General features: G+C 70.7%; 11 protein-coding genes. 8 read left to right on the forward strand and 3 right to left on the reverse strand.

What is annotated here, in order from left to right:
- Positions 1-35 precede the first annotated feature (35 nt).
- Positions 36-1,142, forward strand: a complete 1,107-nt coding sequence (locus AC2D9U_RS23345) for a TIGR03364 family FAD-dependent oxidoreductase (RefSeq protein WP_484753772.1) — start codon at positions 36-38, stop codon at positions 1,140-1,142.
- Positions 1,139-1,930 (forward strand): phosphonoacetaldehyde hydrolase, encoded by a 792-nt coding sequence (phnX, locus tag AC2D9U_RS23350; RefSeq protein WP_484753774.1) that lies wholly within the window; start codon positions 1,139-1,141, stop codon positions 1,928-1,930. Before AC2D9U_RS23345 ends, phnX begins: the two co-directional genes overlap by 4 nt.
- Here phnX and AC2D9U_RS23355 read toward each other — a convergent pair.
- Entirely contained in the window at positions 1,927-2,859 is a 933-nt protein-coding gene (locus tag AC2D9U_RS23355) for an NAD(P)H-dependent flavin oxidoreductase (RefSeq protein WP_484753776.1), read from the reverse strand. The genes phnX and AC2D9U_RS23355 overlap by 4 nt on opposite strands.
- A gap of 98 nt (positions 2,860-2,957) precedes the next feature.
- Between AC2D9U_RS23355 and AC2D9U_RS23360 the strand changes: the two genes are divergently transcribed.
- The 6 genes from AC2D9U_RS23360 to AC2D9U_RS23385 all read left to right on the forward strand — a co-directional run bounded on the left by AC2D9U_RS23360 (position 2,958) and on the right by AC2D9U_RS23385 (position 10,608).
- Positions 2,958-5,018 carry a 3-hydroxyacyl-CoA dehydrogenase NAD-binding domain-containing protein gene (locus tag AC2D9U_RS23360; protein ID WP_484753779.1) on the forward strand — a complete coding sequence of 687 codons (2,061 nt, stop codon included), beginning with the start codon at positions 2,958-2,960 and terminating at the stop codon, positions 5,016-5,018.
- Positions 5,015-6,619, forward strand: coding sequence for an AMP-binding protein (locus tag AC2D9U_RS23365; protein ID WP_484753781.1), 1,605 nt, complete (start codon positions 5,015-5,017; stop codon positions 6,617-6,619). The genes AC2D9U_RS23360 and AC2D9U_RS23365 overlap by 4 nt, the downstream gene beginning before the upstream one ends.
- Position 6,620: 1 nt before the next feature.
- On the forward strand, positions 6,621-7,820 hold the full coding sequence (locus tag AC2D9U_RS23370) for an acyl-CoA dehydrogenase family protein (RefSeq protein WP_484753783.1): 1,200 nt from the start codon (positions 6,621-6,623) through the stop codon (positions 7,818-7,820).
- A gap of 6 nt (positions 7,821-7,826) precedes the next feature.
- On the forward strand, positions 7,827-8,981 hold the full coding sequence (locus AC2D9U_RS23375) for an acyl-CoA dehydrogenase family protein (protein ID WP_484753785.1): 1,155 nt from the start codon (positions 7,827-7,829) through the stop codon (positions 8,979-8,981).
- Between the two features lie 44 nt (positions 8,982-9,025).
- Positions 9,026-9,982 (forward strand): tripartite tricarboxylate transporter substrate binding protein, encoded by a 957-nt coding sequence (locus AC2D9U_RS23380; protein ID WP_484753787.1) that lies wholly within the window; start codon positions 9,026-9,028, stop codon positions 9,980-9,982.
- A gap of 176 nt (positions 9,983-10,158) precedes the next feature.
- Entirely contained in the window at positions 10,159-10,608 is a 450-nt protein-coding gene (locus tag AC2D9U_RS23385; RefSeq protein WP_484753789.1) for an NUDIX hydrolase, read from the forward strand.
- Here AC2D9U_RS23385 and hydA read toward each other — a convergent pair whose 3' ends face one another.
- On the reverse strand, positions 10,609-12,075 hold the full coding sequence (gene hydA, locus AC2D9U_RS23390) for a dihydropyrimidinase (RefSeq protein ID WP_484753791.1): 1,467 nt from the start codon (positions 12,073-12,075) through the stop codon (positions 10,609-10,611). It abuts the gene before it with no gap.
- A gap of 10 nt (positions 12,076-12,085) precedes the next feature.
- Positions 12,086-12,781 (reverse strand): amino acid ABC transporter permease, encoded by a 696-nt coding sequence (locus AC2D9U_RS23395; RefSeq protein ID WP_484753973.1) that lies wholly within the window; start codon positions 12,779-12,781, stop codon positions 12,086-12,088.
- Positions 12,782-12,818: the final 37 nt, after the last annotated feature.

Below are 12,818 nucleotides of genomic sequence, written 5' to 3' on the forward strand. Positions count from 1 at the left end.
GCACGCCCGCCGGGGCTGACGCAGTTTCGCGCGCGATGCAGCCCTCTTCTTTCGACCTCATCATCGTCGGCGCCGGCATCGTCGGCCTTGCCCATGCCCTCGCCGCCGCGCGCGCGGGGCTCAAGGTGGCGGTGCTGGAACGCGATGCGCGGGCGAATGGCGCCTCCATCCGCAATTTCGGCTTCGTCACGGTCACCGGCCAGGGCGCGCCGCACACCTGGCGTCGTGCGCGGCGCGCGCGGGAGGTCTGGGCGGAGATCGCGCCCCAGGCCGGCATCGCCGTGGTGCATCGCGACCTGCTGATGGCAGCCCGCCGGCCCGAGGCCGCGCAGGTGCTCGAGGAATTCGCCGCCGGCCCGATGGGCGAGGGCTGCCGCGTGCTGCGCGGGGCGGCGATCCCCGCGCCGCTGCAGAACGTGCAGGCCGCGCTGCACTCGCCGCATGAACTGCGCGTGGAAAGCCGCGACGCGATTCCGCGCCTCGCCGCCTGGCTCGTCGCGCGGCATGGCGTGGCGCTGCTGCCGCGCGTCGCGGTGCGTGGCGTGGCGGAGGGTGTGGTGGAGACGACCCAGGGCGCGCTCTACGCCCCGCGCATCGTCGTCTGCCCGGGCACGGATATCGCCACGCTCTTCCCGGAAATCTTCGCGCGGCGCGAGACAACGCTGTGCAAGCTGCACATGCTGCGCCTCGCCGATCCCGGCTGGCGGCTGCCGGGCGCGGTGATGAGCGATCTCGGCCTGCACCGCTATCGCGGCTATGCCGATTGCCCCTCCCTGCCGGCGCTGCGCGCGCGGCTGGCGGCCGAGCAGCCGCAGCATCTGGCCGATGGCGTGCACCTCATCGTCGTGCAATCCGCGGATGGCACGCTCGTGGTCGGCGACAGCCACCACTACGATCCCACGCCCGATCCCTTCCAGCCCGAGGCGGTGGATGCGCTGATCCTGGCGGAATTCGCCGCCGTGCTGGGCGCGCCGCCGCCCACGATCGAGCGCTGGGTCGGCGTCTATCCTTCCGGCCCGGAGGACGCCTTCGTCGAGGCCGTCTCGCCCGGCGTGCGGCTGGTTTCCGTCACCTCCGGCACCGGGGCGAGCACCGCCTTCGGCCTCGCGGAAGAGGTGCTGCAGGAGTGGGGCATCGCATGATCAAGGCCGTGATCTTCGACTGGGCGGGCACGGTGCTCGACCATGGTTCGCGCGCGCCGATGGGCGCCTTCGTCGCGGCCTTCGCGCAGTTCGGCGTGCGCATCTCCATCGCCGATGCGCGCGGGCCGATGGGCATGGCCAAGGCGGACCATATCCGCCTGGTCGGCGCGGCGGTGAACGCCGATTGGCGCGTGCGGCATGGGCGTGATTTCGACGAGCGCGACGTGCAATCCATCTTCACGGTCTTCGAACCGCTGAACATCGAAGCGGTGGAGGCGCACAGCGCGCTGATCCCCGGCGCGGCGGAGAGCCTCGCCTGGCTCGCCGCGCGCGGCACGCGCATCGGCTCCACCACCGGCTATACGCGCCCGATCATGCAGCGCCTCGCCCCGCTCGCGGCCGCGCAGGGCTTCGCGCCCGAGATCATGGTCTGTGCGGGCGATCTCGCCGAAGGCCGGCCCGCGCCGCTGCAGATGTGGAAGGCGATGGCGGAGATGGGCGTGTGGCCTGCGAAAAACGTGCTCAAGCTCGACGACACGCCGCCCGGCCTGGGCGAGGCCCGCGCCGCCGGCTGCTGGGCCGTGGGCGTGGCGCTGACCGGCAACATCGTGGGCCTCTCGGCCGAGGAACTCGCGGCGCTGCCGGCTGCCGAGCGCGACGCGCTGCGGGCCCAGGCAACGCGCGAATTGCTTGCTGCCGGCGCGCACCGCGTGATCGATTCGATCGCCGATCTTCCTGCCGCTATCGCCGACATCGAGGCGCGGATCGCTGCCGGGGAAGAACCCTAACCCGCGCAGAGCGCGGCGCGCGCCGCCGCGTATTCGGCGCGCAGCCGTGCGATCACCTCGCCAGCCGGCGGCGCATCGGCGATGCTGCCCACGCCCTGGCCGGCACCCCAGACATCGCGCCAGGGCTTCACCCGCGTCGAGCCGAAATTGATGCCGGGCTTCTCCGCCGCCGGCAGCGCCTCCGGATCCAGGCCCGAGGCGGTGATCGAGGGCTTGAGGTAGTTGCCCGGCACGCCGGTGAAGAAGGGCGTGTAGAGGATATCCGCTGCCGCACTGTCCACGATCATCTGCTTGTAGCGCGCATCGGCATTGGCTTCCTCGGTCGCGATGAAGCGCGTGCCCATATAGGCGAGGTCCGCGCCCATCGCCTGCGCCGCCAGGATCTGCGCGCCATTCGTGATGCTGCCCGAGAGGATGATCGGCCCGGCGAAGATACGCCGCACCTCCGCCACCAGCGCGAAGGGGGAGAGCGTGCCGGCATGGCCGCCCGCGCCGGCGGCGACCAGGATCAGCCCATCGACGCCGGCCTCCAGCGCCTTTTCCGCGTGGCGCAGCGTGGTGACGTCGTGGAATACGAGGCCACCCCAGCCATGCACCGCATCGACCACGGCGTTGGGGGCGCGCAACGAGGTGATGATGATCGGCACGCGATGCTTCGCGCAGACCGCGAGGTCATGCTCCAGCCGGTCATTCGATCCGTGCACGATCTGGTTCACCGCGAAGGGCGCGTCATGCTCGGTCAGCTCATCGCGGATGCGCGTGAGCCAGACATCGAGTTCCTCCTTCGGCCGCGCATTCAGCGCCGGGAAGCTGCCGACGACGCCGGCGCGGCACTGGGCGATGACCAGATCGGGGTTGCTGATGATGAACAGCGGCGCGCCGATGACGGGCAGCTTGAGGCGGTTGTACAGCAGGGCGGGTATTGGCATGGCGGGGTCCTCGGCGCCCATCCTGGCGCGGCCCTCGTGCCTTGACCATGGCCAGGGGCTGGGCGACACCATCCGCAAGAATTGGGGAGGTGCGGCGCATGTCGGGTCCGGTGCGGGTGGAGGTGAGCGAGGGCGTCGCCGTGGCGACCTTGGCGAACCCGCCGGTCAACGCGCTCTCCGCCGCGCTGCGCGCCGGGCTGCTGGCCGCGCTGCGCCAGGCGGAGGCCGACCCCGCGGTGCGCGCGCTGGTCATCCTCGCCGAAGGGCGCAGCTGGATCGCGGGCGCGGACATCACGGAATTCGGCAAGCCGCCGGTCTCGCCCACCCTTGCGGAGCTGATCGCCGCCCTGGATGCCAGCCCCAAGCCCGTGGTCGCGGCGATCCATGCGGCCGCGCTCGGCGGCGGGCTGGAGGTGGCGATGGCCTGCACGGCGCGCCTCCTCGGCCCGCGCGCCAGCCTCGGCCTGCCGGAGGTGAAGCTCGGCCTGCTGCCGGGCTCGGGCGGCACGCAGCGCGCGCCCCGGCTGATGGGCGCGGCGGCGGCGCTGCGCCTGATGGTCATGGGGGAGCCGCTGGATGCGAAGGCCGCGCTGGCGGCGGGGCTGGCCGATGGCATCGTCGAGGGCGACCTCGCGGCCGAGGCGCGGGCGCTCGCGCTGCGCATCGCCCCCGCGCCGGTTTCCGCGCGCGATGATCGCCTGGGCCGTCGCGAGGATTTCGAGGCGGAGGCGCAGAAACACGCGAAGCGCGCGGCCGAGGAACCGCAGGTAGCGGATTGCATCGCCTGCGTGCGCGCGGCCTTCGAGAAGCCTTTTGCCGAGGCGGTGGCCTTCGAGCGCGCGGCCTTCCTGCGCCTGCTCGAGGATCCGCGCAGCAAGGCGCTGCGCCATGTCTTCTTCGCCGAGCGTGAATCGGCCCGCATCCCGAACCTGCCCGCCGGCACGCAGCCCCGCCCCGTCGCGCGCGCGGCCGTGCTCGGCAGTGGCACGATGGGTGCCGGCATCACGATGTGCTTCGCCAATGCCGGCATTCCGGTGCGCGTGATCGAGACGGATGAGGAGGCCCTGGCCCGGGGCCTCGCGCGCATCCGCGGCACCTATGACAGCTCCGTCAAGCGCGGCAGCCTGACGGAGGCGGCGCGCGATGCGCGGATGGCGTTGATCGAGGGCGCCGTGGGGCTCGAGGCCGCGGCCGAGGCCGACCTCGTCATCGAGGCGGTGTTCGAGGAGATGGCGCTGAAGCGCGAGGTCTTCGCAAGGCTCGATCGCGTGACGAAGCCGGGCACGGTGCTCGCCTCCAACACCTCCTATCTCGACATCGACGAGATGGCGCGCGCCACCACGCGCCCCGGCGATGTGCTGGGGATGCATTTCTTCTCGCCCGCCAATGTCATGCGGCTGCTGGAGGTGGTGCGGGGGGCTGCGACCTCGCCCGAGGCGCTGGCCACGGCGGTCGAGATCGGCAAGCGCCTGAAGAAGACGCCCGTGGTCGTCGGCGTCTGCTACGGCTTCGTCGGCAACCGCATGCTGGCGCGCCGCACCGCGCAGGTGGAACGCCTGCTGCTGGAAGGCGCGCTGCCCGACCAGGTGGATGCCGCGCTGGTCGAGTTCGGCTTCAAGATGGGGCCCTGCGCGATGAGCGATCTCGCGGGTCTCGACATCGGCTGGCGCATCCGCCGCGCCACCGGCAAGCGCGCGCCGGTGGCCGATGCGCTGGTCGAGGCCGGGCGGCTCGGCCAGAAGACGCAGAAGGGTTTCTTCCGGTATCCCGATGGGGCGCGGGTCGGTGTCGTGGATCCGGAAGTCACCGCCTTGATCGAGCGCGTGAGCGCGGCCGAGGGTGTGGCGCGGCGCGTGATCGGCGCAGCGGAGATCCTCGATCGCCTCGTGCTGCCGATGGTGAATGAGGGCGCGCGGATCCTGGAAGAGGGCATCGCCGCGCGGCCGGGCGACATCGATGTCGTCTGGCTGCAGGGCTACAACTGGCCGGCCTGGCGTGGCGGGCCGATGCATCACGCGGATGCGCTGGGCCTTGATCATGTCGCCGCGCGCCTCACCGCCTTCGCGCGGCAGACCGGCGATGACAGCCTGATGCCCGCGCCGCTGCTCGCTCGCCTCGCCGCGGAGGGGCGCGGCTTCGCCAGCCTGAAGGGCGGGTGAGCCGGCCCTGGGACGCCGCCTACCCGCCGCAATCGCGCTGGGACGCGGACATCCAGCCCGGCACGCTGCCGGCCTTCCTCGATGACGTGGCCGCCCGCTTCGCCGACAATCCCGCGCTCGAGTATCGCGGCCATGTGCTGCGCTATGCCGAGGTGAAGCAGGCGGCGGATCGCCTCGCCGCGGGGCTGATGGCGCAGGGCGTGGGGCGCGGCGATTGCGTGGCGCTCTACCTGCCCAACACCGCCTGGCATCCGATCTGCTTCTTCGCCGTGCTGCGCACCGGGGCGCGGGTTGTGCATCTCTCGGCGCTCGATGCGAAGCGCGAGCTGGCGCACAAGGCGCAGGATGCGGGCGCGCGGCTGCTGATCACCACGGGGCAGGGGGGCCTCGTCGCCAATGCCGCCTGGCTGCGCGAGACCGGCGCGGTGGCGCGCGTGATGCTCGCGCCCGAGGCGCGCTGGGGCGGGGAGGACGCGGCGCAGGATTTCTCCGCCTTGCCGGAGGCCGATCCCCCCGCCGCATGGCCGGCGATCGCACCCGAGGACATCGCCCTGCTGCAATACACGGGCGGGACCACCGGCACGCCGAAGGGGGCGATGCTGAGCCATGGCAACATGACCGCCGCCATCGCGATCTATGCCGCCTGGCGCGACAGCACCTCGCTGCCCGCGGGCACGGCGCGCGTGCTGGTGGCGCTGCCGCTCTTCCACATCTTCGCGCTCACCGCCGTGCTGCTGCGGCAATTCGCGGAAGGCAGCCTGTGCCACCTGCGGTCGCGCTTCGATGCGGCGCAATGGGTGGCGGATGTGGAGCGGCTGCGCATCACCACCTTCTCCGGCGTGCCGACCATGTGGATCGCCATCGCCGGCCTGCCCGGCATCGAGGGGCGGGACCTCTCCTCGCTGCGGCAATGCAGTTCGGGCGGCGCGCCCATGCCCTTCGAGGTGCAGGGCCGCGTGGAGCGCCTGATCGGCAGCCGCATCGGTGGCGGCTGGGGCATGACCGAGACCTGCCCCGCCGGCACGCGCCTGCCGCCCGATGCGCCGCAGCGCGCCGGCCTGATCGGCCTGCCGCTGCCGCGCGTCGACCTGCGGATCGTCTCGCTCGAGGATCCGACGCGGGAGATGCCCGTGGGCGAGATCGGCGAGATCGCCGTGCGCGGGCCCAACGTCTTCACCGGCTATTGGAACCGCGCGGCCGAGAACGCGGCCGCCTTCGTCGAGGGCTGGTTCCTCACCGGCGACAATGGCTGGATGGATGCGCGCGGCTTCTTCACCCTGGTCGATCGCCGGAAGAACATGATCCTGTCGGGCGGCTTCAACGTCTATCCGGCGCAGATCGAGCAGGCGATCTACGAGCATCCGGCGGTGGCGGAATGCATCGTCATCGGCGTGCCCGACGCCTATCGTGGCCAGGCCGCGAAGGCCTTCGTGGCGCTGAAGGCGGGTGCGGCGCCCTTCACGCTGGAGGCGCTGCGGGATTTCCTGGGCGACCGGCTGGGCCGCCATGAACTGCCCGCGGCGCTCGAGATCCGGGAATCGCTGCCGCGCAGTGCTGCGGGCAAGCTGCTGGCCAGCGCATTACGGCAAGAGGAGGCGTGAGATGGAACTTCGCTACACCGCCGAGGAGATCGCCTTCCGCGACGAACTCCGCGCCTTCTTCCGCACGCAGATCCCGAGCGCCATCCGCCGCAAGGTGAGCGAAGGCCGGGCGCTGGCGCGGGAGGATTACGTCACCAGCCAGCGCATCCTCAACGCCGCCGGCCTCGCCACGCCGAACTGGCCCGTGGCCTGGGGCGGCAAGGATTGGTCGCCGGTGCAGCGCTACATCCATGTCGAGGAATTGCAGGCCGCCGCCGTGCCGCAGCCGCTCGGCTTCAACGTCTCCATGGTCGGGCCGGTGATCGCGACCTTCGGCTCGGAGGAACAGAAGAAGCGCTTCCTGCCGGGCACGGCCAATCTCGACATCTGGTGGGCGCAGGGCTTTTCCGAACCTGGCGCGGGGTCCGACCTCGCCTCGCTCAAGACCACCGCGCGGCGGGAGGGCGAGCACTTCATCGTCAACGGCCAGAAGACCTGGACGACGCTCGGCCAATATGCCGACTGGATCTTCTGCCTGGTCCGCACCGACCCGGCGGCGAAGAAGCAGGCCGGCATCTCCTTTCTGCTCATCGACATGAAGACGCCGGGCATCACGCTGCGCCCGATCATCACCATCGATGGCGGGCATGAGGTGAACGAGGTCTTCTTCGACGAGGTCCGCGTGCCGGCGGAGAACCTCGTCGGCGAGCTCAACAAGGGCTGGGACTACGCGAAGTTCCTGCTAAGCAACGAACGCATCGGCATCGCGCGCATCGGCATGACGAAGGAGCGCCTGGCGCGGGTGAAGCGCCTGGCGCAGGAGACACCGGCCGGCGAGGGCATGGTCTGGGACGATCCCGATTTCCGCCGCCGCCTCGCCTGGTCGGAGATCGAGCTGAAGGCGCTGGAGATCACGCAGATGCGCGTGGTCGCCGCCCAGCGCAGCCGGGCCTCCGACAAGCCGGACCCGTCTTCCTCCATCCTCAAGATCAAGGGCAGCGAGATCCAGCAGCAGGCCACGCAACTGCTGATGGATGTCGCCGGCCCCTACGCCCTGCCGCGCCCGGACCGGGAGGAAGACGGCCTGAACCTGCCCTCGGTCGGCCCCGAATGGGCGGATGCGGCCGCGCCGCTCTTCTTCAATTTCCGCAAGGTCTCGATCTACGGCGGCAGCAACGAGATCCAGCGCAACATCATCGCCAAAGCCTTCCTGGGGCTCTGAAGAGACATGGATTTCGATCTCACCGACGAACAGCGCCTGCTGGCCGATTCCGTCGGGCGCCTCGTCAGCGATGCCTATGGCGATTTCGAGAAGCGGCAGGCCTATCGCGCCACGCCGCAGGGCTATGCGGCGGCGAACTGGGCCGCCTTCGCGGAGATGGGCCTGCTGGCGCTGCCCTTCAGCGAGGCCGAGGGCGGCTTCGGCGGCGGTCCCGTCGAGACCATGATCGTCATGGAGGCCTTCGGGCGCAGGCTGGTGGTGGAGCCTTTCCTGGCCACCGTCGTGCTCGGCGCGGGGCTGGTGCGGCGCGCGGGCGATGCGGCGCAGCGGGCGGCGATCATTCCGGCGGTGGCGGAGGGCAGCCTCACCCTCGCGCTCGCGCATCAGGAACGCCAGGCACGGCACGACCTGCACGATGTCGCCACGACCGCGACGCGGGAGGGCACAGGCTGGGTGCTGCAGGGCGCGAAGGGCGTGGTGCTGGGCGGCGACAGCGCGGGACGGCTGATCGTCTCGGCCCGGAGCGCGGGCGCGCGGCGCGACCGGGCCGGGATCAGCCTGTTCCTGCTCGACCCCGCGACGCCGGGGGTGACGCGCCGCGGCTATGCGACGCAGGACGGGCTGCGCGCCGCCGAGATCGTGCTGGAGGCGGTGCGCCTGCCCGCCGAGGCCCTGCTGGGCGCGGAAGGCGCGGCGCTGCCCCTGATCGAGCTGGTGGTGGATGAAGCCATCGCCGCGCTCTGTGCCGAGGCGCTGGGGGCGATGGAGACGCTGCGCGACCTGACGGTGGACTACCTCAAGCAGCGCCAGCAATTCGGCCAGCCCATCGGCAATTTCCAGGCGCTGCAGCACCGTGCCGCGGACATGCTGGTGGCGACCGAGCAGGCGCGCAGCATGGCGATGTATGCGGCGATGATGGTGCAGGACCCCGACCCGGCTTCGCGCCGCACCGCGCTCTCGGCCGCCAAGGCGCTGGTCGGGCGGCTGGCGGACCAGCTCGGCAAGGATGCCGTGCAGCTGCATGGCGGAATCGCGATGACGGAAGAGTACAAGGCAGGGCATTATTTCAAGCGGCTGGCGATCCTCGCCGGGCTGTTCGGCGATGTGGACCACCATCTGCGCCAGGTGGTCGCCGCCGGGGGCCTGCCGGAGGCCGGCTGACGCAAAAGAAGAAACCGGAGGCAGGATCGATGCGCGGCCAGTTCATGCAACGACGTACGGCGCTCGGCCTCGCCATGGCCGGGCTTGCCGCGCCGGCGCTGGGGCAGGCGCGCTTTCCGGACCGGCCGATCCGCATCTATGTGCCCTTCCCGCCGGGCGGGACCACCGACATCCAGATGCGTGCCCTGGCCGAGGGCGCGGGGCGGCGGCTCGGCCAGCCCATCATCATCGAGAACAAGCCCGGCGCCGGCGGCAGCCTGGGCGCCACTGCCCTGGCGCAGGGCACGCGGCCCGATGGCTACACGCTCTCCGTCATGCCGAACTCGATCTTCCGCATCCCGGTGATGATGGCCCGCCCGCCCTATGACCCGATGGTGGATTTCACCTGGGTGATCCGCATGGTGGGCTACACCTTCGGCATCGTGGTCCGCGCCGATGCGCCCTGGCAGACGCTGCAGGATCTGCTGGCGGATGCGCGCGCCAATCCCGGCCGGATCACCTATGGCACGCCGGGCGTGGCCACGCTCGACGTCACGATGGAAATGATTGCGCAGCGGGCGGGCGGCATCCAGTGGGTGCATGTGCCCTTCCGCGGCGGTGCGGACAACATCCAGGCGCTGCTCGCGGGGCAGATCAATGTCTCGGCCGAAAGCAGCGTCTGGGCGGAGCTGGTGCTCGATGGCCGGCTGCGGCTGCTCGCCACCTGGGGCGAGAGCCGGCCCGCGCGCTTCGCCATGGCGCCGACGCTGCGCGAGGCGGGCATCGATATCGTCAACAGCTCGCCCTATGGCCTGGCCGGGCCGCGCGACATGGATCCGGCGGTGGTGCGCGTGCTGCACGACGCCTTCCGCGATTCGCTGCAGGACCCCCAGCATCTCGCGATCCTCGAGCGGTTCAACATGCCGCTGCTCTACGCCGATGGCGCGGCCTATGCCGCCTATGCCCGGCAGTTCTACGAGGAGGACAGCGCGATGGTCCGGCGCATGGGGCTGCGTTTCTGATCCACAACAGTTTCGTGACTTCTATATGAAATCACGATTTGTCCAGGCAATCGCACGCCCTTGATTCAGAAGGCCTTCACTTCGCCCTGGTGATTCGCCATGTGCGTGTCATGCGTCGTGCGTTCTGGTTCCCGTTCCGGGCCGTCGCCGGTGCCGGGTTGGGGAAGTCGAGGAAAATGCCGGAAGGCCTTGTCGGCGGGACATTGCGCCCGGCCGCGGAACAGCGCCGCCAATGCGCGGCCTTGCCGGTCTTCGGGCAGGGGGCGGGCTTGCGTGTGGTGCTCATCACCTCGCGGGAGACGCGGCGCTGGGTGATCCCGAAGGGCTGGGTCGAAGCCGGGGAGGCGCCGCATCGCAGCGCGGCGCGCGAAGCCTTCGAGGAAGCCGGGCTGGCCGGCGATACAGAAACGATCGCCCTGGGCAGCTATGTCTACAACAAGCGCCTTGCGCGCAACGGGCTGCTGCGCTGCGAGGTGCTGGTCTATCGCTTCCGCGTCGCGCGGCTGCTGCGCGACTGGCCGGAGCGCGCGGAGCGTGAGCGCCGGCTCTTCACCCCGGCCGCCGCCGCCGCGCTGGTCATGGAGCCTGACCTCGCGCGGCTGCTCCGCAGCCTCTCGGCCGCCTGATCAGGCGCCGAAGCCGTCGGGCGTGACGCCGCGCGGCTTCACCAGGTCATAGGGCGCGCGCGGCAGATACCGGCCCGTGCCGGGCTCGGCCTGCACCTTGCCCTCGCGCATCACCACCGCGCCGCGGCGCAGCGTGGCCACCGGCCAGCCCGTGACTTCCAGCCCCTCATAGGGCGTGTAGTCGATGGCGTGCTGCATCAGCGCGTTGGTGATGGTCACCTTCTTCCGCGGGTCCCACAGCACGAGGTCGGCATCGCTGCCGGGCTGGATCGCGCCCTTCTTCGGGTAGAGCCCCATGATGCGCGCAGGATTCGTGCTGGTGAGGCGCACGAAATCCTCGATACCGATGCGGCCCTTCGAGACGCCCTCGCTGAAGATGATCGGCAGCCGCGCCGCGAGGCCGGGGATGCCGTTGGGGATCTTCTCGAAGCTCGCCTCGCGCCCGGCCACGGCCTTGCCCTTGTCGCCGCCATAGCTGAAGCCGCAATGGTCGGAGGAGACGACATCGAGCGTGCCGCGGCGGATCATCTCCCAGATCCGCGCATGCTCCGCCGCGTCGCGCGGGGCGGGGGAGCACATGAATTTCGCGCCCTCGAAGCCGGGCCTGTCCATGTCGGCGGCGCCGAGGGTCACGTATTGCGGGCAGGTCTCGCCCCACACCTTCACGCCGCGCGCCTGGGCGCGGGCGATCTCCTCGGCCGCGTCCTCGCAGCTGACGTGGAAGACCTGGATCGGCTGGTCCACCAGCTCGGCCAGCGCGATGGCGCGGTGCGTGGCCTCGCGCTCCACCACGCGCGGGCGCGACCAGGCGTGGTATTTCGGCCCCGTCATTCCGGCGGCAAGCAGCGCCTGGGTGCGCCAGCCGATCGCGTCGTAATTCTCGCAATGCACGGTCACGAGGCAGCCATGCTCGCGCGCGGCGAGCAGCACCTTGATGTATTCGGCGTCGCCCAGGTGCAGCGGTTCGTAGGTGAGGAAGACCTTGAGGCTGCGCACGCCCTCGGCCACCACCTTCGGCACCTCTTCCTGCATCACCTTGTCGGTGGGGTCGGAGATGATCTGGTGGAAGGCGAAGTCGAGCATGCCCGTCTCGCCACGCCGGCGCGCATCCTGGTAGCGCTCCCAGATGCCGAAGCCCTTCCATTGCGGGATGAAGCAGACGACCGAGGTGGTGCCGCCCGCGAAGGCGGAGGTGGAGGCGGTGACGAAGCTTTCCTCGTTCACCGTGATCTGCGGCTCGCCATCCGACATGGTGTAGCCGCCGCGCGAGGTCTCCTCGATGTGGCAATGGCTGTCCACGCCGCCGGGCAGCACGAAGAGGCCATCGGCCTCGATCGTCTGCGCCGCGTCGGTGAGGCGCTCCGCCAGGCTCGCGATGCGCCCGTCCTTCACGCCGACATCGCAGCGCGTCACGCCGAAGCTGGTGGCCACCTGGCCGCCGCGGATGACGAGATCGAATTCTGCCATCGTCCCTCTCCTATCGCCTGTGCGCCGCATCGGCCGCATAGGCGCGACCGTAGCGCTTCTCCAATTGCCGCTGCACCAAGTCCCACAGCGTCGTCATGACCAGGTACCAGAAGGCCGCGGCGAAGAAGAGCTCCAGCACCAGGAAGCGTTCCTGGATCAGGATCTGCGTGCGCCGCAGCAGCTCCTCCATCGAGATGACCGAGGCGACGGAGGTGGTCTTGAGCAGGCCATTCACGCTGTTGCCCAGCGGCGGGATGATGATGCGGAAGGCCTGCGGCCAGGTGATGGTGCGGAACACCTGCGCGCGCGTGAGCCCGAGCGCGAGCCCGGCCTCGCGCTGCCCCTTGCCGACGGCCGAGATGCCCGAGCGCACGATCTCGCTCAGATAGGCGGCCTCGTTCAGTGCGAGGCCGAGCAGGGCTGCCTGCACCACGGTGAAGCGCAGCCCGAACAGCGGCAGGCCGGTGTAGATGATCAGCAGCTGCACCAGCAGCGGCGTGCCGCGGAAGAACCAGCAATAGCCCTGCGCGAGGCCCGCGAGCAGCCGCTGGCCGGAGAGTCGCGCCAGCGCGATGATCACCCCGAGCACGAGCCCACCCGCCAGCGAGGCGGCGGTGAGCCACAGCGTGGTCACCGCGCCTTCCAGCAGGAAGGGGTTGAAGAGGTATTCGAAGAACCCCTGCCAGGACCAGATATGGATGAGGATGAACTCCTGCTGCCCGCCCGCGCATGCGGGCGGGGGT

Source organism: Roseomonas sp. TF40 (assembly GCF_057219975.1).

What these genes read in the sequence shown, in the direction of transcription:
- AC2D9U_RS23345 (WP_484753772.1), top strand. Translation starts at nt 36, where the DNA reads ATGCAGCCCTCTTCTTTCGACCTCATCATCGTCGGCGCCGGCATCGTC.
- phnX (WP_484753774.1), top strand. Translation starts at nt 1,139, where the DNA reads ATGATCAAGGCCGTGATCTTCGACTGGGCGGGCACGGTGCTCGACCAT.
- AC2D9U_RS23355 (WP_484753776.1), bottom strand. Translation starts at nt 2,859, where the DNA reads ATGCCAATACCCGCCCTGCTGTACAACCGCCTCAAGCTGCCCGTCATC.
- AC2D9U_RS23360 (WP_484753779.1), top strand. Translation starts at nt 2,958, where the DNA reads ATGTCGGGTCCGGTGCGGGTGGAGGTGAGCGAGGGCGTCGCCGTGGCG.
- AC2D9U_RS23370 (WP_484753783.1), top strand. Translation starts at nt 6,621, where the DNA reads ATGGAACTTCGCTACACCGCCGAGGAGATCGCCTTCCGCGACGAACTC.
- AC2D9U_RS23375 (WP_484753785.1), top strand. Translation starts at nt 7,827, where the DNA reads ATGGATTTCGATCTCACCGACGAACAGCGCCTGCTGGCCGATTCCGTC.
- AC2D9U_RS23380 (WP_484753787.1), top strand. Translation starts at nt 9,026, where the DNA reads ATGCAACGACGTACGGCGCTCGGCCTCGCCATGGCCGGGCTTGCCGCG.
- AC2D9U_RS23385 (WP_484753789.1), top strand. Translation starts at nt 10,159, where the DNA reads ATGCCGGAAGGCCTTGTCGGCGGGACATTGCGCCCGGCCGCGGAACAG.
- hydA (WP_484753791.1), bottom strand. Translation starts at nt 12,075, where the DNA reads ATGGCAGAATTCGATCTCGTCATCCGCGGCGGCCAGGTGGCCACCAGC.